Consider the following 24,775-nt stretch of genomic DNA (forward strand, 5'->3'; position numbering starts at 1 on the left):
GGCGCGCTTTCTGATTCCAGGCGAGCAGCTCGTACAGTTGGTGGCTCCTGGTTCGTCCGGACACGATGCGCTCCAGCACGTCGGCAAGTAGGCCTGGGGATCGAGCTCATGGAGCTTTGCCGTGTTCACGATCGAAGCCAGGATCGCCAGTCGACGGACCAGACGGGAGTCGGACAGGGTCGTATACTGACGAAACCGGGTAATTCCGGCGGAGAAAAGGACCCTGACTTCAGGTGCGCTTTTGAAGATGGCGAGGGAATCGATTGGCGATGAGCCTACAAACGCCCGATAAGATCAGGAGCCTTCAGAGAAAGCTCTATTGCAAGGCGAAGGCGGAGCCTGCCTTCCTTATTGGCTCCATGCGACCAAGACCCGCTTCCTAGAGTTGCTGACCTGCCCCTGAGTATTTCCTCCAGATGGAGTTAGAGTCCGGCCTGAGCAAGGACGGACAGATGAGGCGAGCAAGGTTCACGGAAGAGCAGATTATCGCAGTGTTGAAGGAGCATGAGGCCGGAGCGACGACAGCCGATCTGGCTCGCAAACACGGGGTCTCGGAGGCGACGATCTACAATTGGAAGGCCAAGTTCGGCGGCATGGAAGCTTCCGAAGCCAAGCGGCTGAACTCGCTGGAGGAGGAGAACGCGAAGCTGAAGAAGCTGCTGGCCGAGCAAATGCTCGATGCGGCGGCACTGCGCGAGCTTCTGCCAAAAAAATGGTAGGGCCCGCCGCCAAGCGCGCCGCTGTGGCGCACCTGAAGGCCGTGATGGGCCTGTCGGAGCGACGGGCCTGCATGATCGTCGGCGCGGATCGGAGGATGATCCGCTACCGATCTCGCCGCGCTGCGGATACGGAGCTTCGTGTTCGGCTGCGCGACCTCGCCCACGAGCGCCGACGGTTCGGCTACCGTCGGCTGTTCATTTGTGAGCGTCATCCAGGGACCACGCGCTGAGGGCTAATCTGGTCGGTTAGGAAGATCTCGTGGACTGAATCATCACGAGGTCTCGCCATGTCTAAGGATAGCCGTAAGGATAGCGATAGGGATAGGCATACGCCTATCCTCGAGGATTTTTCTGACACGCTGCAGCGTGTCGAGATCATCACTGGGATCGGCCGGCGCACGCCGGGTGCAAGCGTGTCCGCGGTGGCGCGGCGACACGACATCAGTCCAAGCCTGTTGTTTCTGTGGCGTCGTCAGACGACGCGGGCGAAGGTCGCGGCGCGCCGGGCCGGAGACGTGCCACCTGGCTTTGTGCCGGTCGCGATCACCGGCTGCGGGGGCGAATTGCCGTCGCGCGAGGAGCAGGCGGCAATCGAGATCGAGGTCGGCGCGGTTCGCGTCCGTGTCAGGGGGACGGTCGACCGGCGGGCGCTGTGCGAGGTGCTGGCGGCAGTCGGGACGGTTGGCCGATGATCGGGCTGCGAGCTGGGTTGTCGATCTGGATCGCGACGCAGCCGGTCGATTTCCGTCGCGGGATGGACTCGCTGGCGATGCTGGTGAGCGAGGCGTTTGGAGCCGATCCGTTCGACGGCGGACTTTACATCTTCCGCTCCAAGCGCCGAGATCGCGTGAAGATCCTGACCTGGGACGGAAGCGGCCTTGTTCTTTACTACAAGAGAATCGAGGCAGTTCACCTGGCCGCCGATCAAGGAAGGCGTCATGCCGCTATCTCATGCTCAGCTCTCGGTGCTGCTCGATGGCTCAGACTGGAAGCGTGTGCCGATGCGGGTTGTGGATCAGCCAGCACGAGCTGGTTGATCCGTATCAAGAGTCGTTCGTCACTCATGCGGAGTTGTTGTAGAATCACTCTGCATGAGTGATTTGCCTTCTGATCCAGCATTGCTCCGACAAGCCGTAATGGCGCTGTCGTCACGGCTTGCGGCGTTGTCGGCGGAATGCGGCACGCTGGCGGCCGAGCGTGATGCGGCGATTGCCAACGCGACGCTGCGGTCCAGGAGAACGACAAGCTCCAGATAATCCTGTCCCAGTACAAGCGCACGATCTTCGGTCCCCGCTCTGAGACACTGGATCCCAGACAGCTGCCTCTCTTCGCCATCACGGCGCAGGCGGCTGGTGCCGCCGCCAACGATGACGTGACCGGAGGCGGGCTGCCTGACGGAGCGGAGGGCCGTGGAAAGCGACCGGCGCGACGCAACCGCGGGAAGCTTCCGGAGCATTTGCCGCGCATCGATGTCGTGATCGATATCGAGAGCCACATCTGCCCCTGCTGCGGCGAGCAGCTGCATAAGATCGGGGAGACCGTCAAGGAAGCCTTCGACGTCATTCCAATGCAGTACCGGGTCAAGCGCATCGTGCGTCCGCGGTACGGCTGCCGGGGATGCCGCCAGGGTGTGGTACAGGCATCCGCGCCGGCCCAGGCGATCGACGGTGGAATGGTGACGGAAGCCTTGCTGGCCCACGTCGCGGTGATGAAATACGGTTACCAGCTGCCGCTGTATCGCCAGGAACAGATGTTTGCCGCCCAAGGCATCACGCTCGACCGGCAAACGCTGGCCTCATGGATGGGCCGCGTCGCCTGGTGGCTGAAGCCGCTTCACGCGCTGTTGCGCCGCGCAGTGATGTCCTACCCGCGGCTGTTTGCCGACGAGACGCCGCTGCCAGTTCTCGATCCCGGCCGTGGCAGAACCAAAGTCTGCCAGTTCTGGGCGATCGCCACCGACGACCGCCCGTGGGGCGGCCCGGCGCCGCCGGCAGTAGTCTACGTGTTCACCGAGGATCGCAAGGCAATCCGCGCCAGGCAGCTGTTTGGACATTACAACGGCATCCTGCAGGTCGACGGCTACGCCGGGTACAAGGGGCTGATTAAAAACGGCGGCCGTCTGGTACAACTGGCGTTCTGCTTCGCGCATGCGCGGCGGAAGTTCTGGGACGTCCACGTCGCGACGAAATCGCCGATTGCCGCGGAAGCGCTGCAGCGGATCGCGATGTTCTACGCCATTGAGGATCGCATTCGCGGTTTGCCGGCGACGCAGCGAGCTGCGGTGCGACAATCCGACACCAGGCCGCTGATCGAGGACTTCAAGCCCTGGCTCGAGGCGCGACTGCTGGAAGTCTCGAAGAAATCCGGCCTTGGCAAGGCGATCCGCTACACCCTCAACCATTGGGAAGGCCTGACGCGCCTCATCGATGATGGGCGCATCGAGATCGACAGCAATACGGTCGAACGCAGCATCAAGCCGATCGGGCTGGGAAAGAAAAACTATCTGTTCGCAGGCAGTGAGGGCGGCGCCGAAACCTGGGCCACTCTCGCATCGCTCATCAACTCGGCAAAGCTTCACGACATCGACCCGCGGCACTATCTTACTGATGTTCTCGAGCGCATCGTCTCCGGACGCACCAAGATCAATCAGCTGAACACGCTGCTGCCTTGGAATTGGAAAGCCTAGCGCGACGGTTCGGAGGCAAAGCTCGCCACTTGATCAGTTCGACGGCAAGGCGTCGGGAACTTCCTGCGCATCGCTGGCGTCGTCGTAGATCTCTTCGCGGATCACGCGCAGCGTTACCTCGTGCAGATACACTTGCAGCGCACCCTCCAGCTCGGTGAACTCGGGCAGCAGGACTCGATTGACGAAGCCTCGTGACGCACGGACCATCACCGTGTTACGTCGCTGCCGCCGATAACGAAACGGCCGCAGCCCATATCGGCGGCAAAGCGCCAGAAACAGGTGCCGAGACCACTGGTCGGGAAGTGAGAATTGCTGTTCGATCGGTGGATCGTGGCGAGCGAGTTCCTCGACCCGGGCCCGCACCCGCTGCAGCGCGGCTTCAGCTGCAAGGCGCTCACCAGCAGTTCCGGCACCCACGAACAACGCCTCGATCTTCCGAAGCTTCTCGCGCAGCTGCGATTCGCTGGTCATTCTGATCCCCGTTGCCCGCTCCGAACCGGGATCAACCCATCACCGCGCCCCGGCGGCGTCAATCATCCCGACCGCGCTGTCCAGAGCATTCCGCGAGAGTCAAGGCCCGGCACGGTGAGCTTCCCGTGACGCTCACGTCTATACACGGCATGTCGCCTTTGACCCACCGCCGAAGCGGTGTGTAAGTGTCGCAGCGTCCCGTTTATTTACCCACGCAGTTCGGTGTCGGTCGGTGCGATGGCCCCGACCGATCACGGTATCTCACAGCGTGCACGGCGTTCAAGCATCTACACGAATGTCGGTTGGCCCAATTAGCTCCAATGATAGAGGAAACTACCAAGTTTGGTAGTACTCCCGATGAACCATTACGACTAATCTCGCGAGGGTGTCAAAGGATACTCTCGATGTCGGATGCGCTTTCAACCAAGCTCACAGCCGCCGAAATTGCGGACGCAAAAAAGCGCGTTCAGTATCGACACGCCAACGTTGAGGACGAACACGACGACTGTGTCAGGATTGCCTATCAATGGTTGGACGCACAAATACTGACCAAGAGAATGTTGAGTCGATCATATCCCTTAAAGAACATCATCGAAATTTGGGGTGGCAGGCACATTGAAGCGTCCGATGTAGAAGTTGCGGCTGAGTTGCACCCGAAAATCCGAGGCAAATACCCTCACTTCAATTTCAGCGCTCGCCTAACCTTTCCATCCGGTCGGCGGCTTGCCAACATTGCTGAGGCGAGAACACAAGACTACCACCTTACGACACACCACATTGTCGAAACCTACGGCCGGATCGAGGAACCGTAGAAAAGCGCAGCCTGAAGGGCGGCAGGCTTCAGCTTTTCACAAAGCTAACAGAATAGGATTGCATCTCGCGCGTGTAAGCACACCGAGCGAGTGTCAAGTCCCATTCAGATTACTTTCTGCTTGGGTTCATCGGATCGCCGCGATGGTGATTGGGGCCAGCGCAGCCCTGGGGGTTCTCGAGGCCGCTGAGAGCAGTAAGCAAACTGTCCCTCTCCTTTCTGCGGAACAGTTGGCTGCGTCTCTGCCTTACAAAGGCCCACTATTTCAACTCGAAAACATCAAGCATATCGACCGACCGAGTCCCGCGGCGTGGACGACCACCGCCGTCGCTTCAAGGGCGTGTCCGAATATTCAGGTTCTTAGGGCAGAGATATCTATCGAGAAGGGACGGTCACAATGAACTTCCTTTACAGCGGTGGTCGATAGGATGGACTGGAAGCGGGGCGGACCGCGACGGTCAAGCCGACTTGTTGGGTAAAAGCACTGCGGCGAAGTGAATCAGTGAGCCGAAAGGGCAAGAGAACCGGAGCAAATGTGCTCTTGTCGGGTCAATGACGCCGCCCGATCTCAGCCTCCCGAATGACGTAGAGCAGCTGAAGGCCATGGTTCTTGCCATGGCCGAAAAGGCAGCCCGCGCCAGATGCTCTGGCGAGCGAAGTCACCGATCTTGTCGAAGCACGGAATGCGACCAGATGTTGCCGGGCCGTCCCGGTGACGCTGGTTCGTGACTCGAATTTGTCGATTGGCCCGCGCGAGCTGATCGTGTCGCAGGTCCTTCCAAACCGGATCATTGCCGTCGCCTGGTAACGTTCTCCCTCAACCATCGGCGAACCGCCGTTCTAGTACCCACTATCCTTGACGTGGCGCGCGATTCAAAGTCGGGATGATGCCCGAATTAAGAGAAGTCCGCCTTTCGAGGCAAGATAAGGTGCTTGAGGCGTGTTGTCGCTCACCGATGACATTGCAGCGATTTGAAGCGAGCGCGGATAGTTCTATTGGCGAAGGCCGGAAGTAGGCCGCACACAGGCGTGCACATGAGGACGGGGAGAAGCAGCGCAAGCACACCTGACCTGGAAACCTCCCACGCGTCGTCGCTGTGCTTGGTATTTGAGCCAGGATCGGGATCAGATCGATGCTTAAGCCAGGCTGTTGCTCGACCATCTGTTTGTGCAAGCACCGCAACTCGCCACGGTGTCCGATCTGGCGAAGCGGTTTGTGTCCCTTCTCAGTGGTAGCGACATCGCCGAGCTCGATGAGAAGCAGGCAGTAGGCTCGGTCTTTAAAGCGCGTCACACGTTACCAACTCCCCCAACGGACCACACGGCCTCGTCGCTGCCTGCCCCGTCACCAATATCGAACCGAAAAGCGAACATCCTACGTTTCGCGTGCGCCTGGCGCTCGGCCTTGCCACCTCATTCAGTTGCAATACGAAATCATAATTCATTCATGCATCTGTTACGGACTCGGCCTATGCTTCAACGCCGTCAAATGACCGAGGGTTGATCATGAGCCATTTGTCAGACATGCTGCGAAGCCTGCGGTGGGATGACTACCGCTACTATCACCAGAGCAGAACTAACCAGACGCTGCATTTGATCAGCGCTTTCATCTTCCTCGGTTGCTATGCGCTCTTGTTCAAGGACCCGGCAATGGCCGGCATCCTCGGCTGGCTTGCGATGCTGACGCGGCAGACTGGACATTTCTTCTTCGAGCCGAACGGCTACGATGACGTGAACAAAGTCAGCAACGAGTACAAGGAGGCGGTCAAGGTCGGCTACAACCAGGCGCGCAAGATTGTGCTTTTGATAATCTGGGGCCTGGCGCCGGTCGCACTGTACGTCTTTCCGCTGTTTGGCATGTTCGATCCGCCTGCGGGGAGGCTTGACTTCATCTGGCAAGTCGGCACGGTATGGCTCGTCATCGGCATTGGCGGCAGCCTGTTTCGGATGATCCAGCTCTTCGTCACCCGTGACGGCCAGACCGCGATTGTATGGGTCTTCAAAGTCCTGACGGATCCCCTCCACAACGTCGCGCTGTACTACAAATCGCCGCTCGCGCTGTTGCGCGGCGAGCTGATCGACACATCGATCGCGGACGCTGGTTGGGGTGGTGACGACGCCGAAAAGGCGCCGCATCTCACCTGAGAGACGCACATTGAGCAGGTGCCCACGAGACGACCCAAGCGGCCGGCCGAGTGAGGAGGTCTGGCTTCTCAAAACACGCCGCATCTATCGCGAACTGGGCCTGCAATTGCGCAACAAGACGCCCAAGCGCCGGGTCAAGGCCAAGCTGCGCGATGACCGCAGGCCGGCCACACGATCGAACGAGACCTGGGAAATGGACTTTCGTCCATAACCAGCTGGCGACGGGACACAAGCTTCGCGTGATTACGATCATCGATACCTTCTCCCGCTTCTCGCCGGCGCTGGCGTCACGGTGCACCTTCCGCGGCAGCGACGTCGCGGAGGTGCTGGAAAGGGCCTGCAAGGAAGTAGGGTTCCCGGCAACGATCCGGGTCGATCAAGGCAGCGAGTTCGTGTCGCGCGATCTTGACCGGTGGGCTTACCAGCGCGGCGTCACGCTGGACGTCTCGCGGCCGGGCAAGCCAACCGACAACGCGTTCATCGAGGCCTTCAACGGCCGCTTCCCGGCCGAATGGCTCAGCGCCCACTGGTTCCTGTCCTTTGCGGACGCCCAGCAAAAAGTGGAGGATTGGCGCAGATACTACAATCGCGCATCAGAACACCCATCTGCCTATGTTGTTGAAGAGAAGAGACTTTGCTGATTTGGATGCGATCCCGTGGGGTATCTTGGGTTCTGTCGAGCTCGTTCGGCGATAGATTGAGCAGCAGTGGTTATCAGCTCGGTGCGGGCGAAGATCCACGGGCCGTCCGACAGCGGATGGATGGCTTCGATCTCGCCGGCTTCAGCGGCGAGCCGGAGCGTCTTCGGCGCGATCTTCAGGATCTGTGCGGCGTTGCTGAGGTTGAGCCAGGGCTCGATCCCGTCCTCGGCGGGCTTGAACACCGGGATGCGATAGCTCGAGCGCGTTGATGTGACGCGCTCGCGGGTCCAGCGATTGCCATTGCCCCTCTTGAGGCCGTTGCGGTTGAGGAGGCCAGCAATCAAATCGTCGCTGGCGATCAGGACCAACTGACGCACGGCTTGGATGATATCAGCAGAAGTGCTGTTGCGCTGTCCGCGCCGGCGCTTGGGCAAGCGCAACTCGCTGTGGGCGCCGCCTACCCAGTGGACGACGAGAACGATCTCGGAGGCCGCGTGGTCGATATCGGCCACAACCTCGTGGATCACGGTGCGTACGATGCGTTTTTTGAGACGGGCATCGGTCGTCGGCGCTGACCAGACGGTTCGCAGGTTCGACGCCAGGACGCCGAGCGAGGCCGGAGCAACGGCGGCAGGGGTATACTCGCATCATGCGCGGCAAGTTTGCCCTCGGCCTCCGCCACATCGACGAGCGCCCTGTTCCAGCGCGCTTCAAGCTCGCTCGCCACCAGCCGGTTCGCGGGGTCAGCCGCATCGTATTGCCGGAAGGCCCGGTCGGCGGCATAGCGCGCCGCTTCGAGGTCGCGACTGAGAGCATCGCGCACCTGATCGCGCCGTTCTCCGGCTTCCTTGGCGGCAGCGATTGCAGCGGCGATAGCCCCCGGACCGACGACGCCAAGCAGCGCTTCCTCGATCGCATCATCGACGCGCAATCCGCCGAAGGCGATGCAGTGAGGGCCGCCATTATCCATCCAGGCGCGGCTGCAGCTGTAGCGCGGGATACGGTGCTTCCTGCCGGAGTACCGGAGTGTGAGCTTGCGGCCGCAGCGCTTGCACCGGATCAGACCGGCCAGCAGCGCGTCACCATGCTTGGGCGCGCCGGGATGCCGACTGGTGGGAACGTTGCTGCTGACCATTGTGCGAATCGCCTCGAACCTCTCCCAGCTCACATACCCTTCGTGGGTGTTGGGCTTCAGCGTCAGCCATTCGGTCCGCGCCTTGCGGCGGATCTTCACGCTCACGCCCGCGGTGCCGTATCCCGCCGCCACAGCCGTCTTACCATAGGCATAGGCGCCGCCGTAGACCGGGTTCTCAATGATCCGGTGGATGGCAGAGTAGCTCGGTCGCCGCCAGGCGGTGTCGCCGTTGGTCTGCTTCACCGGTAGATCGAGGTTGTACTCGTGGAGCCAGCAGAGCGCCTGTCGCGCGCTCCCAGTTCCTCGACCTTGTCGAACACCAGCTTGATCGCTTCCTGGACACGCCGATCCGGATCCTTCTCATAACATAACGGTCGCCAGCCTTCACGAAGCCGACGGGTGCTGCCACAACCAACTCGCCCCGGCGCGCCTTCTCGTAGCGGGCCGAGAGCGAGCGCTTGTCGCGCGGCGATCAGGATGGAAGAGCGCGTCAATCAAGGTGAGAGAGTTTCGCCGGGCTCGTGACGTAGGGAGGGCGTAGCCCGAGCAGCAGGCGGTCGTTGCCGTGCCGCGGCGCATAAATGGTCTCCTGATCGACCAGAACGGTATCCACCACGCGGCACATCTCGATGAGTTGCTGCCAATCCCGGCTGTTGCGAGCGAAACGCGAGACCTCGCGGGCGCAAACCGCACCAACCTTACCGAGACAGACCTCCGCTACCATTCGCTCGAAGCCGGCGCGTTGAACCGCGCCGGCGGCTGAACGACCGAGATCATCATCGATCACTTCGATCTCGGACCATCCGAGCGCCGTCAGCCGGTCCCGCATGGCGTATTGCAACGCGCTGCTCTCGCGATTGTGCAACACCTGATGTGCTGAGGATTGACGCACGTAAAGAAGTGCCTTGCGCTCCAGATGATGAGGTCTGACCTTGTCAGAGATCATGATCGGCCTCCTTCGCGGGCGACATCGCTGCCGTCGCAGCATGGTCGAGGATCAACTGCGTCATCAGGCTCGTGAGGGCCGCCCGCGCTTCCGCCGGCAGCTCCGGCCACGCGGGCGCGCCGATGGCGCCGTGCGAAAGGCCGCTCCCGAACAGATCCATCTGCTGCGGCCGCGGTTGTCGATTGTGTCGGTATCCGCTCCCTGGCGTTGCCGTCTCGCGCGACATGAGTCTCTCCCCGATTCTGGTTGTGAGAGTCTCTAGATGCGCCAGAAAGCAGGGCAGCTGATGGCGTTCGATCCTTCAACGCCAGATCGAGAAGCGCAGCAAGCGCCGCAAGTGCATCGATGCTGGCAAACGGTTGAGCTGTCAAAAGCTCAGCGTCAGGGCATGCTGTCCGGTCGAACATCCATGCTGGAACTTCCAGCCAACGATCTGCTTGCGCCCCGTCCAGGGTGCAGCGAAAAACGACATAATCAGCCTTGCCGACAGTCCCGTGAACGCAAACTCGGCGACCAAACCAAGGGTGATGCCGATAAAGAACCTCGCGAAGAACGGTCCTGTGGGTGTGGGCGTTCTCAAACGTTGTTGTATAACGAAGAACGGCCCCACGGGGCGATCGGCAATCGACCGCCGATTTTGCTTCAAAACCTCGTCGGCGCAACCAGCCCGCCACCGTGACCAAGGCGCAAAACTCTAGTTCTGGGTGGTCCAAACTTCGGTCTCGCTGCTCACGCCCCGAGACTCTAACTGCCGCTGGATGAAAACTCAGGGGCAGGTCAATGCAGCACGTGCGCGGAGCGCTGGCATCAGACGCTGAAGAACCGCATCCTGCTCGACAATTATTACCTACCCGGTGATCTCGAGCGTCAAGTAGGAGCCTTCGTCGAACACTATAATCACGTCCGCTATCATGAGAGCATCGACAACCTCACGCCAGCCGATGTCTACTTCGGCAGGGCTGAGGCGATCCTCGCAGAACGAAACCGCATCAAGCGCGACACCATCGCAAACCGCCGCTTGCAGCATCAATTGCAGGTCGCTTAAACTCTAACCCTGATGAGCCAGAGCCTCCCTTCCCAAAAAGCCTGACCAGTCTCAAATTATCTGACGACGGACAGTTCATTCAAAGCTCCTTCATTCTAGAAGAAGCCGTCAATCCTGAAAGTGCGAAAGACTCTGTACGTTATCACCACAGCTGGCGGCCAAAGGGGTTCACGATGTAGGCCGCTGGGGATAGGGCAAGGAGGAACGCCTAACTCGGACAACGCTTCTCTTGCACAGGCACGTCCGACCGCAAACTCATGCCTTCTCCCGACGACGGCCGTGGCCACGGCTCCTTCATCCGAGGGCAGGAGTTCGGCTCCCCGTTCCAAGTACCGGGACAGGTTCGCACAACAACGTTCGACGGCAGCAGCTGACGGCTTGATCGCGAGCACCGCCGCTGAAGACTGCTGCTATAGCTGCATGACCTTTGCACGTTACGCTCATCACTTTATAGGATCGCAACACCTGCCGGCTATGTCGGCTCAATGCTCTGGCCGCGATGATGTCCATTGTCAGGTCAACTCGTCATCTCGATCGCTCTTGAAGTCGGGGGCCGTCGTCCGAGCTCAGCGAACTGGTTGAACATGACAAACAGCGCGATCATTCCGGCGCCCAGCTCAGCTATTGCTTGACTGGCCAACAGTCCGTTGAAACCCCATATGACCGGGAATAACAGTATGGCCGGTATGAAGAGATAGGTCTGCCTCGCCAAGGACACAACCGCACTGAGGCGTGCCCTCCCGAACGACTGAAGCATGGTCGTCACGAAGCTCTGAATACCAAAAAGCCCAAAAAAGAGATGGAAGACGATGCAGGTCGGGACGGCAATTTCCGTGACCTTCTCGCTATCGCTGAACGGCGTGACCAAAGGCCGGGCAAAAATCACAACGGCCGCAGAGTATGCAAAGGAAAGAGCGGCAGTCATGGAGAGCATGAACTTTGCAGCCTTCAATACCCGAGCGAAGTCGCGTGCGCCCCAACCGAACCCCAGTACAGCTTGAGAGCCTATGCAGAAGCCGGCGATAGGCAGTGCGCCGATCATCAGCAATCGCACAGCGATCCCCACGGCCGCGATCGAATCGTCGCCGAACGGCGCAGAAGTTTCGTATAAGAGCATAAAGGCAATGGCAGATAAAATACTGGTCATGGTCGCCGGCGCCCCTATGAGCGCGAGCTGTCTGATGCGAACTGCGCGCAACGAGATGTGAGCTATCCTGACGAGGACCATCCCGCGTCGCTTTGTAAAATACGCGATATAGAGGCAAATAGCAGCGATCTGAGATACCAGCGTTGCCAGAGCTGCGCCTCGCACACCGAGATCCAGTAGGAAGATGAGAACAGGATCAAGCACGGCGTTCAGTATGAAGGCGGTCATCATCGTCCACATGCTGAATCGTGTGTTGCCTTCGGCTCGGACGATGAAGCCGTTGACGATGTTCAGAAGCATCAGGGTATACCCGAACAAAATCGTCGCCGCGTAGTCGAGCGCCAGGGGCATGATGGTTAGCGTCGCTCCCAGCGTTACGAAGATCCCTCGCAGATTTAGAAGCAGAGCGGTGGTAAACAGGATGCCGATCGGAGCGGCGAGCGCGAGTGCAGTACTGGCGCCACGACTCGCCTCCAGGTGCTCACCAGCGCCAAGATGACGAGATATGAACGACGCTGTTCCAACACCAATCCCTTGTCCGACTGCCGTGAGCAGGACCAGGATCGGGAAGGTCATGCTGACGGCTGCGATCGCCTGCGTGCCGAGTGCGCCAACAAAGATCGCGTTGACGACCTGCTGTAACGAGTTGATCGATAAGCTAACAATAGACGGAATGGCGAGCCGCAGGATAAGGCTCGTGAGATTGGGGTCCGATAGATCGATCTGCTGCGTCTCCTTTGGCATCACATCGCGATCGCCCTCGACGGCAAACTCCGCTTCCGGCTCATTCATGTATGAAGGTTTCGCCAGCTCTTTCCGACTTCGCTGATCGTCTGCAACAGCTCCTGTCGCAACACCGTGCAAAGATTGCGGGTCACCTCATAACCCACCTGGGTTGGATTATACCTCGTTTCGATCTGTAGATGGCCGGCTTCATGGCCGACACTGAACCAGAAGAGGTAGTTCACGCCTGTTTCATCCATGTCTTTGCCGATCCAGAGTGGAGAAGGGTCCTTGGTTAGGAAGCGCCGTGGGAAATGGCGCTGCAAACCCACTCGATAACTCAATCCAATTCGAGGTAAGGGTAGGCGATCGATCCGGCTCCGCACGGCGGGATCTCGGTTCAGGAATTTCATGGCCCGAAAGCCTATCGCCCCGCGCGGCAAGGCATTGCGCTGGCGGTAGATTGAACGAGCACGATCGGGCCGCGGCTCCGTTCCCGTGAGAGCCAAGGGAAGCGGAACGATCTCGCTGATAACGCCGATAATCTGAGATGGATCGAGATCATCAAACAGCCGACCTCGGGTGGAGGTGAGGCTATCAATCCAGAGCGAATAGCTGCCGAAAACGCGTCCAAAGGCGCCAGACATGGCGGCAAGGAACACATCAAAGTCCTGACAATGCGCCGATCTGGCTGCAATATTGAGGAGACCAGCTGTCGCTTCCTTGTCAATCTCCAGAGAATACCTGGCCTGATCTTCCCAAAGGGGCCGGCAAGCTGCTTCATTCAAGCGACCTTCAAGGCCTGCATAGTGAAGCTCTCTCGCTGTCACTTCCGAAAAGCTCGCAGCCCCCGATGAAGTGTCGCTGACATGTAAATCGAACTGATGATAGTCAATCCCCTCCCAGTATATGAGTTCAGCTGGCGCTTCGCTGTTCGCGTAGTGCTCAAGGCGCTTTAACCATGGAGAGAGCATTTGTATGTTCTCGGGGCCACTCACGGCGTGGCCCGAGGCAAGGGCGGCGTTGTAGGCCGCATCCAATGCTTCCAGGAACAGTCGATAGCCTATCCCGTCCGCTACAAAATAATGCAAAAGGAAGAGCAGATGGTAATCGCCGCGTTCCGAGGTGCGGAACGCCGTGGCGTTAGCAAGAGGCGTCTGGCCGTCAAACCGAAACATATGTTGACGTCTGGCTGAGATGCTCTCGATTGCCTTACGCTGCTCTGGGCCGGTCATTCCGACAAGATCGATCTCCTCCACGAGGCGTTCGGCCACGGAAGGTCCGATTGTCAGACGTAGACCATCGTCGGTTCGGGCAATGCGGAGTCTGAGGCCTTCGTGCCTATCCATGACATGGGCAAGGGCACCCTCGAGAATTCTGACATTCAGGAGTCCGCGGGGCAAGAAGAACAGATCGCCGATGTTGAAATGCTCATCGAAGCCGGCGAGACGATTCCAAGATGAGATGGCGGGGGTGACTGGCAATGAGCTGCCCCCGGAAGAGAAGGTATCGAGTGTAACCGCCGCGCCGTCTGCCGCCAATTCCCTGATGGTCGGTGTTCGATAAAGTTGGTCGACAGTGAGAGTTAACCCGACTTTGCGCGCTAGCGTGACGCAGCGCACGCTCAGAAGAGAGTCTCCGCCGATATCAAAGAAGTTTTGATCGATTCCGACCCACTTGGCGCCTAATAGATCCTGCCAGATCGCAGCAAGAATATGCTCCTCCCTCGTGCGGGGCTCAGCAGATGGGCCAAGCCCGACCTCGCGGTAAGGAACGGACGACAGACGGGCACGATCTATCTTTCCACTTGCTCCAGAGTTCAAACCGTCGCGCGCCGGAACCACGCTAGCGGTCAAGCGACGATGATCTTCCATGCCGTCCGCGACGACCGCGGCCTTGGCGATTGCCGGATGAGACTCAAGGGCCGCTTCGACCTCCTCTAGCTCGATGCGAAAGCCCCGTACTTTGATCTGGTTGTCAGATCGGCCGCAAATCTCGAGAAGGCCGCTGGTTGAGATGCGTGCGATATCGCCACTTCGATAAAGAACGTTGTATTGTCCGTCACCATACGGATTCGGCACAAAACAGCGGTCGGTTCGATCTTGATCCCGCCAGTACCCAGCACTCACGCAGCGTCCCGCGATGCAGAGTTCGCCGGCGGCTCCGACAGGGGCTCTCCTCAACTGGGCATCGAGCACGTAGATTTTGACGTTATCGATTGGGCGTCCCACGGGGACGAGCGACGAGCCGTTGTCGGCATCCGATGTTTCGTAGATTGCCGCATTGGACGCACATTCTGTAGAACCATAGAAGTTCCACAACGGCACGTTCGGGAAATGCGTACGCCAGCGAACGGGGAGCCAGGCAGGCATCGGTTCGGCGCTGCTTGTGACCAGCCGCAAGGCGGTCGGTCGCGGGTGTCGTTCCTGGGAAGCAATGAGGCCGGACAGGAGTGGGGGTGATGCAAACAAATGTGTCACGCGATGTCTCGCCAACGTGCACAACAATAGATCGGGATCCAGCAACTGCTCTTGGGTCAGGATCAGTGCGGGTACACCTCTCAGAAGCCCCCCAAAGTACTCCCAAGCGGACGCAACAAGCGATGCGGACTTCTGGACAACCATCACGTCGGTACTGTCGAAGCGAAAGCTTCGCCACATCCAGTTCAGTCGATTGAGAATTGCCGATTCCGGTATCAGAACCCCCTTCGCCTTCGCGGTTGAGGACGACGTGTATATAAGGCTCGCAATTCCCTGATCGGATGATTTGTCGCTGCGCTTAAAATCGTACGCGGGCGCGTCGCACCCTTCTGGGTTCAATAGACAAATCGACGGCATGTCAAAACCAAGGTCAGCGGCATTTGCGTGAACCAAAAGCTTTGCCTGGGTATCGCGCAGGATATGTTCGATCCGAGGACGCGGATAATCTGGCGATATTGGGACAACAATGGACTGCAAGGCTCGCGCCGCAAGCATAACAGCGGCCACGTCAGGCGACCGGTCGATCAGTATAGCGACCATATCGCCAGCCCCCACGTCAGAAGCCTGCAGCAACGACCTGATAGTTCTTACGCGCTCGCACAACTGGCCGAATGTGATCTCACCGAAATCACCAAAATATGCCACCTGGCTGCGATTAGAGACGCTGATCTGATCGAACGCTTCGACAAGCGAACGTTCAGCCTCATATAGCTGCGCCGAGCCATCCAGCGAGTCCAGCATAGTGATGTCTGACGCGCTGAGGCAGCTCAGGTCTTTAATGGGCGCAAGCGGCTTCTCGACGCAGGCTGCAATCAGACGGCGCAGATTGTCGGCCATCCGGACAATCAGATCGCTGGAAAACATGTCCTCGGCATACGCCAGCTGGAGGGCAATTTCATCGTTCTGATCTTGTGCGTACAATGTCAGATCGAATTTTACATAGCCGGTGTCATATTCGCGAAATGTCAGATCCAACTCATGTTGGCCAAGTGGCTCCGCGGCCTCGGAATACATGTTGAACATGACCTGGAAGATCGGTGAGCGTCCGGCCTCGCGATGTAGCCGGATATCCCTTACCATCCAGCCGAACGGATATGCTGAATTTGCGATGGCATCGCTGACCAGCCCCTGGATGCGCAAGGCATGAACCGCAAAGGACTGGTCGACATCGATCGCGGTGCGGATTGGCAGCATATTCAGGAAGAAGCCAACAATTTCGGTGCTGCCAGGTTGATCCCGCACGACGTGCGGTATGCCAACGATAACATCGTCCTGACCGCTATACATCTTCAACAGCAGCTTGAAGCATGCGAGGAGTGTCGTCGAGGTGGTGCACCTATGTCGGCGCGCAAAATCCCGTACCTGATTGGAGAGCTCACTGCCAAGTAGTACTGCTTGCGAGGCGCCGCGATGGGAATTTCTCTGCGGCCGCGCTCTTCCCGTTCCAAGCGAAAGCACCGGCGGATCATTACCAATCTGACGACGCCAATAAATTCGTTGGTTGGCCAGCGCCTCCGGAGTGACGTGTTGCTTTTCCCAGAGCGCGTAGGCCGAGAGTGACGGGCGGCGCTCCGGCAAAAACGCAGCCGCATCTACGTACCTTTGTCGAAGGTCCCTGATTAGAACAGAGATCGACCAGGCGTCGATGATAATTTCGTGACCGGTGATCAGTATGAGATGGTTGTCAGGGCCAAAACGGATTAAGCGCGCGCGAAACAGATGGCCTTGGCTGAGATCAAAGCTTCCGTTCAGCTCTGTTTGACGTAACTCTGCGATTAGCTCCTCAGCTTCCTGCGCCGTGAGATGAGACGCGTCAGCAAATTCAGGACTTGCGCGTTGCGGAGCATCAAAAAGCTGAACCGGACCGTCCTCGTCGATGAAGCGGGCCGAAAGTGCCTGATGGGAATGAACGACATCGGTCCAGGCGCGATTGAACGCGGCCAGATCGATGATTCCCCTTATTCGCAAGCCGCCCTGAATGATGTAGTTCCTGGCAGGCGGATCGAGCTGCGAGAGAAACCATAGGTGCTCCTGAACTCGCGTCAGAGGCGATCGTGTAAGCTTTCCATACGTCGGGGCTGTGCACGGTTTGGATTCGGATCGGGCGGAGATCGAAGCCGCGAGAGATCGGATCGTTCCATTCAGCACCAGCCTGAAATCCGGTCTCACTCCGAGCTGGATCTGCAACTGACCCAATATGAGCATTGCCCGGAGCGAGTCGCCGCCGAGGGTTATGAACTGGTCATTCACGCCAATGTTCTCAATACGTAGAACGGCGGACCAGATCTGACACAGCTTGGCTTCGAGCTCTGTTTGCGGCTCCTCAAATGGCGTCGGCAAGAGAGGGCGGACACTGTAGGGGTCCGGCAATGCGCCAAAATCGACCTTTCCGTTTCTTGTCAGTGGAATACCGCCGACGTGGATGATCCGTTCTGGAAGCATGTAGGTGGGAAGCGCTTCGGCAAGAAAGTCCTGAAGCTCGCTTTGCGCCAGCTCAGCCGGAGCTGACACATACGCGAAGAGGCGTCTCGATCCACTTCCCCCCCGGCCCTGGTTATGTCTCTCGCCGTAAGCTTTACGCCTGCGCAGGAGGCGACCACGACGGCGCCCCGCACCAAATGATGAGCGGAGAGGCGGGCTTCGATTTCTCCCAACTCAATTCTGTGCCCGCGGATTTTGACCTGACGGTCCCGTCGACCGAGACATTCCAAAAGGCCATCGGAACGAACGCGCCCGAGATCACCTGTCCTGTATAGGCGCTGAAAGGATAGTTCGCTTGAGAACGGGTTTGGCCCAAAAGCATCCTTGGTGCGGACATCGTCATTGACGTAACCAGTAGCGACACCAACGCCGCTAACACAGATTTCGCCGACCTCTCCCGTGTTGCACAGCCGCGGTCCGTCGGCGACATAAACCTCAAGGTTAGAAATCGGTTCGCCGATTGGAACATAAGAGTCAGCTAGCCCAGGTGGCACGGAAACCAGATGATGCGTAACTCCGTCCGCGCATTCGGTCGGCCCATAGTGGTTAAGAATGGGGACCCCGGGATACAAGGCAAGCCAGGCGCGCGCCAATCCGGGTGTTAAGGGTTCTCCGACCGTAGAAATAATTCGCAAGCTGTCCAGAGCTCGCTCGACCACCGCAAGCGACTGCAGATAGTCAACAAAAACTGCAAGCATCGACGGAACGAATTGAACAACCGTCACGCCGTAACCTTGAATCGCTTTGAGGAGGGTCACCGGCGATTTCAGCGTCGTATCATCAATAATCGCGACACAGCCTCTTACGCAAAGCCCTGCCAGCAGCTGCCACAGCGATATGTCAAAGCAGTGCGAGGCCGTCTGAGCGATGCAATCGGTCTGAGCGAGGGCTAAGGCATCAATCTTTGCCGCCAAATGATTGTTTAGGGCTGCGCGCTCGATCATTGCGCCCTTAGGCTGACCGGTCGAACCAGACGTAAATAGAATGTAGGCGGGCCCATTCTCACTTGACGATGGCACCACAGACGAAGTCTGACCCTGTCGTAACGCCGCCTCCATAGGCATGAATTGCGTGGCGCGCTTGCTATTCGCCTGGAACAGGCCGAGCGAATCCAGCTGGTGTGGGCCAATAATCAGAGCGCAGCGGCTCTGCTCGATCATGAATGATGCACGCGAAGCCGGTAACGATGGATCGAGCGGCAGGTACGTTGATGCCGCCTTCAAAATTGCGACGACCGCAGTCGCCCAGTCGAGGTCCCGCTCACCCCAATAGCCGACGACCGCGCCCTGAGCGCCACGCTCTCGCAACGTTTTTGCGAGCGCATCCGATCTTGATCGCAGCGCCTTGTAGGTGAGTTCGTCCGCGCCGACCCTCAGCGCAACCCTCTCTGGATCCGATCTTGCAAGGCGATCGATCGCCATGATCGCGTCGATCGGCTGACATTCCACAAACTGATTCTTGCCGGATCGAGTTTCCGCAGCCATACGCGTTCCGCCATTCATCACTTTGTGCGGCCCTTAGATCAGAAAATTGTTGGGAGTCAGAACTGCCCGCCGGCGGTGACCGACTCTCGGTGAACTGAACCTCACCAGCTCTCAGCATTAGACGTGCCAACTTGGCCAAAGGAAGGATTAATGTGCTTTTGCGTCGGCCGGGCGCGGCGCCTCGTGTGTTCATTGTCTGGCCCCGAACATAACCGTCTTCAACCGAACGCGGTCATGTTAGGTCATTGCCAATCAATCCTGACTAGATAGGGCCCCGGTATGAACGCCTCGTCATTTGCGCCCAAAGGTGAATATGGCCGAGCCAGATGACGCGAGTCAGCCTCCGCGCTACAACCACTCGACCATACCGCTTGGATCTCGCCTCTTCAAGGCGGCAAAGCTGGGCGGCGGATTTATCGGTGTGGACACAGCGCGGTAGCGTCGAGGATACATTTTGAGCTGTCACTGGTTCCATGCTCGCGACGAGCTCGAAAACTCCTGACCTCCGACCTATCGGATGTGCCGATCTGCCCTGAGGCGCTGTGCACCGGTGGCATCTGGATGGAGGCCACGTTCACTCATGCCGATCTCGCCGCGCGCTGACATCAACAGCTTGCGAACGGTCTCGACCTCGTCCTTGCAAATGCCAGATGCTATCAGCTCGCGACACAGCCGCCGGACGAACGTACGGTTTTACAGCGCTCCTACTCTCGATTTCGCGGTGAGAGCAGGACGGTGCAGACGGGACGCCATGTGGCAACAAAGTACCGAGTCCTTCCAGATCACCGGACGGGTCGTGATGATATGATTTGAATAGAGCAAGCAGCGTGCCGATTGAGGAGTGCAGCTCACTCGGCTGTGGCGCCTTAGAGGCAGCAGCCGCACACGCCACATCGTTGGGAAGTACTCAAAGCCGGCATCGGCCTTTATTGGTGGCGCACTCTGGCCAGACCAGTTCGCCATCTCCGCAGCGAAGCTCCGGCATCTGGAGCATGCGAAGCGTCTTCGATTTCCGCTCAATAAGCCGTTCGCAACATTGGCGTGAGTGGGGGCGAAGAACCGTGTTGTATCTCTCCAATAACCTTGAAGCCGTGACGCTGGTAAAAGGGAATGTTTTCCCGATTCGAACTTTCGAGGTAGGCAGCGATACCCTGCTCATCACATCGTTGAAGAGCGTATTTCATCAGCAATGTGCCAAGCCCTTGTCCGCCCCAATTCGGATCGACGGCAATGAGAGGCAGATACCAATGTGGCTCGGGGGGATGATGTTCGGCCATTCCCTGCCGGAGGTGTGCCATATCTTCGGTGACCTCCGGGCGCAGGGACAGCGCCATGATTGCGTCCAGCGCATCTTCATCTTGCTGCACGTCGGAAGGCAGCCACAGGGCCGCGGCGCGAACCTCTCCGATGACGTATGCTGTGCCATGCTCGAATGCTCGTCCGCCACAGGCGTTAACGAATTGAGGCATGCTCCTAAGATATTGCCCCGGGTCAGGCCAACTCCAACGCATCAACGGATCGGCGGCAAAGCCGAGCACAATTGTCCAGACGGTGCTTGCCCGAATGCCTGCGTTCGCAGAGGTGACTTCCGACTCCGTTGTCATGATGTCGTTTTGGGCGTCAGAGTTGCAAGGGTGGACACGGGGCCGATACCTCTGAACGGGAGCAGAATGAAATGCAGCACGGAGGTTTCGTCGGGCGCATTTGGTTTCCGTTCCGGGCTCTCCTCCTGCCTCAGAAGGCCGCCTTCGACGGCCGCTTCGGACGAAGGCTCGTCGGTGGGCGACCCTTGGATCTGGATCTTCGTGGCGAGCACCTGTGCTTCCGGGCCTGGGAGCGTCATCTGGATCCTGCCCTTCCTAACGGAAGCGTCGAATTTCTTGGCCTCGACAACGTTCGGCAGCCCGCTTGAAAGAAATTAGGACGCTTTGAGATTGCAAGTACGAAGAAGTCACGGCACGCAATCGATACGAACGTCGTGCGATGGCTGCGCTTGAACCGGGCACCCGGCACGGCCGAGCAGGTTAGCAAACGTCGCGCGTCGATGTCGAGATTGGCAACGATTTTTATGAGGCATCACCTCGTCTCCCATTGAGCTGTTCTGCGTAAGGTCTCTTATTCAAAACACGTGCCAACTGCGAAACCGCATAGACTATCGCCCTCAGTCTGTTCGCCGTCAGCGCCCTTTCATCTTGCTGGCGAACGGATGCCGGGTGTGATTCCGTCTTCACACTGATTCGCAGCGGCGGGGTAAGGCAGGTAAATCTCCAGTTGTGGAGAGTGAAGAGCAGCAGGCGGCATTGTTGACCCTTCAGTTTCGCGCGGTCACGAGGAGGTCGATTGGGCGAGAGCCGTGTTGCTGACGTTGTCGGGTTGACCAGCCAACGCATTGCGCAAATCGCTTCGGTGGCTGCGCGCTAACGTCGGCTCATCACCCACTTTGCGCCAAAGAGGGCACTGCATTTCGGGCAGGCAATTTTTCATCACTCGCGGCTGCGGATTGTTGGCGGGATTGTGTTGTGCTTGATTATCCGCGCAATCAGTCCGCAGCCGACCAGTGGCTGCAGGGCTGTCTCCAATGCATCGGCAGTTGCCTCGGCATAGACTTCGCAGCCGTCAACGTAGACTGCGAAGTTCTTCAAATACTCCTCTCGCCCGGAGGTCGCAGCTCGTGCCGTGTCGCCGGCCAGGCGGCGCTTGCCGGCCTCGAGAAACTCCTTGGACCAGCCGTAATACATCGAGGCGGCAATGCCTTCTCGGCGACAAAGCTCGGAGATGTTCTCCTCGCCCCGCAATCCTTCCAGCACGATGCGGATCTTCTCTTCCGCCGAATACTGCCGGCGGGTCTGGCGCCGAATGTCCTTTAGCACTTGGTCTGCCGACGCTTTGCCCGGTCCGGATTTCTGTTTCATCTTCGCTCCTGGTGGCTACGATGAACCAGAAATCCTCCCTCCGCAAAATCCCCCTGTTTGTCTCACAGGCCCTGACGGCGAACAGTGGCGAAGCGTGACGCGTCGGCCGCAAGCATCACCGAATTGCCTATTTTGTCCTGCCGAACTGAGGCGCCCGCGCGCCGGGTTTTGGCCTCCGCGGTTTCCATTGCGACACCAATTGTTCGTAGCTTCGCTCCGCCTGGGCGGCAATCAACATCTCACGGTCGCGCAGCGCCTTGATGTTGTAGGCATAGGCTGGTCCACGCCGGCTGCCCTTCTATTGCGGATGTCCAGCTTGAAGTTGCATCGCGCGGGTCTTGCTGGCGACCAGCGCCGGGCGCGCCCACAGGTAATCCTCGCCCTTCGTCAGCAAATGCCAGCAGAGCACCGTGAGCTTGCGAGCCACGGCCACCGCGGCGACCTGATGGCCACGCCGGGCGCGGATCCGCACGAAAAAGCATGCAGTGGACCGGGCGCCTTGGCCGCGGCCCAGGCCGCCTCGACCAGCATGGCGCGCGCGTGACTGCGGCCGATCTTGCTGATGCGACCGTGATGGGCGGCTCCCAGTCCCGACTGCCGCACCCGCGGGTTCAGCCCGAAATAGCTCACCAGCTTCTGCGGGCTGTCGAACCGGCTGATGTCGCCGATCGCCGCCACGATTCCGGCGGCGACCGCCAGATTCACGCCGGTGATCGTCATCAATCTGTTCACCGCGGAATCCTCGATTGCGTCCCGCGCGATCTGGCGGTCGAGCAGGGCCAGGTCTTTCGCCAGCCGGTCAGGCTCACGGAAGTGCCGATCGATGGCCGCGCGCCCATCATCCGGCAACTGTTGAGCGGCCAACCATGGTAAGCGGCAAAGAGATCTTTCAATTACCCACATTTGACGTCGGATTTGAGCGAGGCGCCGCGGGCGAAATCTTGAATCGGCAGAATCTGTTGTGATTCATTGTTGAGCACCTGATTCGGAAGTGGGGTGCTCGATGGGTCTGTTGAAGGAACGCGCGGAGACGCGTGCTCAGCGATTGACGACCGGTATCGAGACGTGGGTTGATCGAGAAACTGCGGGATGCGAGTTTAAGGATGAGCGGCTTGGTCGCCGGTTCTGCAAATTGCTCGCACAAGTCGGAAGCGACATGGGTCAAAGCATCCCGTTGGTTTGTCAGGACTGGGCCAATACCAAGGCCGCCTATCGCTTCTTCTCCAACGAGCGGGTCAATGAGGCGGATATTCTTTGCGGTCATTTCGAGGCGACGCGCGGGCGCGTAGCGGCGACGGAGGACCGATCCTCGTCCTCCATGACACGACGGAATTCAGCTTCAAGCGCGAGAAGCCGGATCTGATCGGCTTTACGGGCAAGACGGCAGGACGCACGCAGTGCGGCATCTTGATGCATTCGAGTCTCGCCGTGACGACCGAGGGGCTTCCGCTCGGGCTGTCGGCAATCAAGTTCTGGACCCGCAAGAAGTTCAAGGGGACGACGGCGCTGAAGCGAAAGATCAATCCGACACGGGTACCGATCGAGCAAAGGAGAGCATCCGCTGGCTGGAGAATTTGCGGCAATCGACCGATCTTCCCGCAGCCCCTGGACGATGCGTTCATATTGGTGATCGCGAGAGCGACATCTATGAGCTGTTTTGCCTGGCCGAGAAGGTCGGAACGCATTTCCTGGTGCGAACCTGTGTTGATCGGCTTGCCGGGGACGGCAATCATACAATTGCCGACGAAATGGACGAGGTTACGATCAAGGGTCTACATCGGATCAAGGTCAAGGACGACAAGGGCGATCCCGACGACGCCGTTCTTGAGATCAGGTATCGCAAGATACGCGTCCTGCCGCCGATCGGCAAACAGACGAAATATCCCGCACTCACTCTGACCGTGATCCACGCTCAGGATCGGGGAAGGCCGAAGCGGCGAAAGAAGATCGAGTGGAAGCTCCTCACCGATCTCCCGGTCCGATCGCGCAAGGACGCCATCGAGAAGATCGAATGGTACGCGTTGAGGTGGAAGATCGAAGTCTTCCATAAGATCCTCAAATCCGGTTACAAAGCAGAGGACTCAAAATTGCGAACCGCTGAGCGTCTGGTCAATCTGATCGCGGTCTTCTGCATCGTGAGTTGGCGCGTCTTCTGGATGACGATGCTCAATCGCTCCTCACCGAATGCCCTACCGCAAGCCGCGCTGACAGATCCCGAAATCAGGCTTCTTGATCATTTTGTGAAAGACAGGGGTGGCGATTGCTCTCGACGAAGCACGCTCTCGCATTATGTGGTGAAGATCGCGCACCTAGGAGGATACTTGGCCCGAGCCAACGATCCGCCTCCAGGAAATACCGTGATCTGGCGCGGACTATCGCGGCTGACCGACATCGAACTGGGAGCCGCGGTCGAGGCAAAAATTATGGGTAATTGAAAGCCGGTTATGGCCGCCTTTCGTTGTGGGGTTCGGATCGGATAGCAGCTTGGCTCCGGGGCGCTGAAGATAGTGTCCACGAGCGGAGCTTAATGGACACTATCGTGAGGGATGGAGTGGCTGACGAAGATTTTCGTGGTGCGACGGCACGCGCCCGTCGGCGCAAGTCATATACGCTCGAAGAGAAGCAGCGACTGGTGGCTGAGAGCTGTGAGCCCGGCGCGTCGGTATCACTGGTGGCTCGGCGGCACGATATCAATGCGAATCTGTTGTTCACGTGGCGCCGGCAGATGCGCACGCCAGCGTCGGCGGCTTCGCCGCTGGAATTGATTCCGGTCGAGGTCATCAGCGATGTGCAGGCTGCCTCACCATCCGTGGCCCCTGGGGCAGAACGGTGCGGCGTGATTGAGATTGTCCTGATCGGCGGTGTGCGCGTGCGAGTGGACGCCGAGATCAGCGAGGCAGTGTTGCGGCGAGTGCTGTCTGCTCTGAAGGCGGCGGCATGATCGCGCCC

18 protein-coding genes and 6 pseudogenes are annotated in these 24,775 nt (G+C 59.0%); 13 read left to right on the forward strand and 11 right to left on the reverse strand.

Annotation, left to right across the window (positions count from 1 at the left end; genetic code table 11):
- Positions 1 to 452: 452 nt before the first annotated feature.
- The 4 genes and pseudogenes from J6525_RS37655 to tnpC all read left to right on the forward strand — a co-directional run.
- A pseudogene (locus J6525_RS37655) lies at positions 453 to 937 on the forward strand (transposase); the annotation flags it as partial.
- A gap of 69 nt (positions 938 to 1,006) precedes the next feature.
- A complete protein-coding gene (locus J6525_RS37660; RefSeq protein ID WP_225648420.1) occupies positions 1,007 to 1,411 on the forward strand; it encodes a transposase in 405 nt (134 codons plus the stop codon).
- The gene (gene tnpB, locus J6525_RS37665) at positions 1,408 to 1,818 is read left to right on the forward strand and encodes an IS66 family insertion sequence element accessory protein TnpB (RefSeq protein ID WP_376708614.1); all 411 of its coding nucleotides are present in this window, start codon (positions 1,408 to 1,410) and stop codon (positions 1,816 to 1,818) included. The genes J6525_RS37660 and tnpB overlap by 4 nt, the downstream gene beginning before the upstream one ends.
- A 204-nt stretch (positions 1,819 to 2,022) precedes the next feature.
- Positions 2,023 to 3,405 carry an IS66 family transposase gene (gene tnpC / locus J6525_RS37670; RefSeq protein WP_376708616.1) on the forward strand — a complete coding sequence of 461 codons (1,383 nt, stop codon included), beginning with the start codon at positions 2,023 to 2,025 and terminating at the stop codon, positions 3,403 to 3,405.
- Between the two features lie 33 nt (positions 3,406 to 3,438).
- Here tnpC and J6525_RS37675 read toward each other — a convergent pair whose 3' ends face one another.
- Positions 3,439 to 3,876: a hypothetical protein gene (locus J6525_RS37675; RefSeq protein ID WP_225648421.1), complete on the reverse strand. Its 438-nt coding sequence runs from the start codon at positions 3,874 to 3,876 to the stop codon at positions 3,439 to 3,441.
- 404 nt (positions 3,877 to 4,280) lie between these two features.
- Here J6525_RS37675 and J6525_RS37680 point away from each other — a divergent pair, with 404 nt between their 5' ends.
- The 4 genes and pseudogenes from J6525_RS37680 to J6525_RS37695 all read left to right on the forward strand — a co-directional run.
- On the forward strand, positions 4,281 to 4,688 hold the full coding sequence (locus J6525_RS37680; protein WP_225648422.1) for a hypothetical protein: 408 nt from the start codon (positions 4,281 to 4,283) through the stop codon (positions 4,686 to 4,688).
- A gap of 883 nt (positions 4,689 to 5,571) precedes the next feature.
- Positions 5,572 to 5,698: pseudogene (locus J6525_RS37685) on the forward strand (IS630 family transposase); the annotation flags it as partial.
- A 495-nt stretch (positions 5,699 to 6,193) separates the two neighbouring features.
- Entirely contained in the window at positions 6,194 to 6,832 is a 639-nt protein-coding gene (locus J6525_RS37690) for a hypothetical protein (RefSeq protein WP_225648439.1), read from the forward strand.
- Between the two features lie 70 nt (positions 6,833 to 6,902).
- A pseudogene (locus tag J6525_RS37695) lies at positions 6,903 to 7,473 on the forward strand (DDE-type integrase/transposase/recombinase); the annotation flags it as partial.
- Here the strand turns inward: J6525_RS37695 and J6525_RS47635 are convergent.
- Together J6525_RS47635 and J6525_RS37715 are read right to left on the reverse strand one after the other, a co-directional pair.
- Positions 7,443 to 9,554 (reverse strand): annotated as a pseudogene (locus J6525_RS47635) (recombinase family protein). The pseudogenes J6525_RS37695 and J6525_RS47635 overlap by 31 nt on opposite strands.
- Positions 9,544 to 9,780, reverse strand: a complete 237-nt coding sequence (locus J6525_RS37715) for a hypothetical protein (protein ID WP_225648426.1) — start codon at positions 9,778 to 9,780, stop codon at positions 9,544 to 9,546. Before J6525_RS37715 ends, J6525_RS47635 begins: the two are co-directional and overlap by 11 nt.
- Before the next feature lie 36 nt (positions 9,781 to 9,816).
- Here J6525_RS37715 and J6525_RS47075 point away from each other — a divergent pair, with 36 nt between their 5' ends.
- Positions 9,817 to 10,233, forward strand: a complete 417-nt coding sequence (locus J6525_RS47075; protein WP_283848668.1) for an integrase core domain-containing protein — start codon at positions 9,817 to 9,819, stop codon at positions 10,231 to 10,233.
- A 117-nt stretch (positions 10,234 to 10,350) separates the two neighbouring features.
- Positions 10,351 to 10,599, forward strand: a pseudogene (locus J6525_RS37725) (integrase core domain-containing protein); the annotation flags it as partial.
- Between the two features lie 95 nt (positions 10,600 to 10,694).
- Here the strand turns inward: J6525_RS37725 and J6525_RS47640 are convergent.
- The 8 genes and pseudogenes from J6525_RS47640 to J6525_RS37765 all read right to left on the reverse strand — a co-directional run bounded on the left by J6525_RS47640 (position 10,695) and on the right by J6525_RS37765 (position 22,690).
- Positions 10,695 to 10,991: a hypothetical protein gene (locus tag J6525_RS47640; protein ID WP_225648427.1), complete on the reverse strand. Its 297-nt coding sequence runs from the start codon at positions 10,989 to 10,991 to the stop codon at positions 10,695 to 10,697.
- Positions 10,992 to 11,116: 125 nt separating this feature from the next.
- Positions 11,117 to 12,538, reverse strand: a complete 1,422-nt coding sequence (locus tag J6525_RS37735) for an MATE family efflux transporter (protein WP_225648428.1) — start codon at positions 12,536 to 12,538, stop codon at positions 11,117 to 11,119.
- Entirely contained in the window at positions 12,535 to 17,460 is a 4,926-nt protein-coding gene (locus tag J6525_RS37740; RefSeq protein WP_225648429.1) for a non-ribosomal peptide synthetase, read from the reverse strand. The genes J6525_RS37735 and J6525_RS37740 overlap by 4 nt, the downstream gene beginning before the upstream one ends.
- Complete coding sequence (locus tag J6525_RS37745) at positions 17,349 to 18,914, reverse strand: amino acid adenylation domain-containing protein (protein ID WP_225648430.1); 1,566 nt, start codon at positions 18,912 to 18,914, stop codon at positions 17,349 to 17,351. The genes J6525_RS37740 and J6525_RS37745 overlap by 112 nt, the downstream gene beginning before the upstream one ends.
- A 1,016-nt stretch (positions 18,915 to 19,930) precedes the next feature.
- The gene (locus tag J6525_RS37750; RefSeq protein ID WP_225648431.1) at positions 19,931 to 20,518 is read right to left on the reverse strand and encodes a GNAT family N-acetyltransferase; all 588 of its coding nucleotides are present in this window, start codon (positions 20,516 to 20,518) and stop codon (positions 19,931 to 19,933) included.
- Entirely contained in the window at positions 20,515 to 20,730 is a 216-nt protein-coding gene (locus J6525_RS37755; protein WP_225648432.1) for a hypothetical protein, read from the reverse strand. The genes J6525_RS37750 and J6525_RS37755 overlap by 4 nt, the downstream gene beginning before the upstream one ends.
- A gap of 811 nt (positions 20,731 to 21,541) precedes the next feature.
- A pseudogene (locus J6525_RS37760) lies at positions 21,542 to 21,826 on the reverse strand (transposase); the annotation flags it as partial.
- A 387-nt stretch (positions 21,827 to 22,213) separates the two neighbouring features.
- Complete coding sequence (locus J6525_RS37765) at positions 22,214 to 22,690, reverse strand: transposase (RefSeq protein WP_225648433.1); 477 nt, start codon at positions 22,688 to 22,690, stop codon at positions 22,214 to 22,216.
- A 139-nt stretch (positions 22,691 to 22,829) separates the two neighbouring features.
- Here J6525_RS37765 and J6525_RS37770 point away from each other — a divergent pair, with 139 nt between their 5' ends.
- From J6525_RS37770 to tnpA, 3 genes are all read left to right on the forward strand, one after another.
- Positions 22,830 to 23,189, forward strand: a complete 360-nt coding sequence (locus J6525_RS37770; protein ID WP_225648434.1) for an IS4/Tn5 family transposase DNA-binding protein — start codon at positions 22,830 to 22,832, stop codon at positions 23,187 to 23,189.
- A gap of 34 nt (positions 23,190 to 23,223) precedes the next feature.
- Complete coding sequence (locus J6525_RS37775; RefSeq protein WP_225648435.1) at positions 23,224 to 24,261, forward strand: IS4 family transposase; 1,038 nt, start codon at positions 23,224 to 23,226, stop codon at positions 24,259 to 24,261.
- Positions 24,262 to 24,377: 116 nt separating this feature from the next.
- Positions 24,378 to 24,767, forward strand: a complete 390-nt coding sequence (tnpA, locus tag J6525_RS37780; protein ID WP_038381216.1) for an IS66-like element accessory protein TnpA — start codon at positions 24,378 to 24,380, stop codon at positions 24,765 to 24,767.
- Positions 24,768 to 24,775: the final 8 nt, after the last annotated feature.

Origin of the sequence: Bradyrhizobium australafricanum (assembly GCF_020329495.1) — a bacterium.
Taxonomy (GTDB): domain Bacteria; phylum Pseudomonadota; class Alphaproteobacteria; order Rhizobiales; family Xanthobacteraceae; genus Bradyrhizobium; species Bradyrhizobium australafricanum.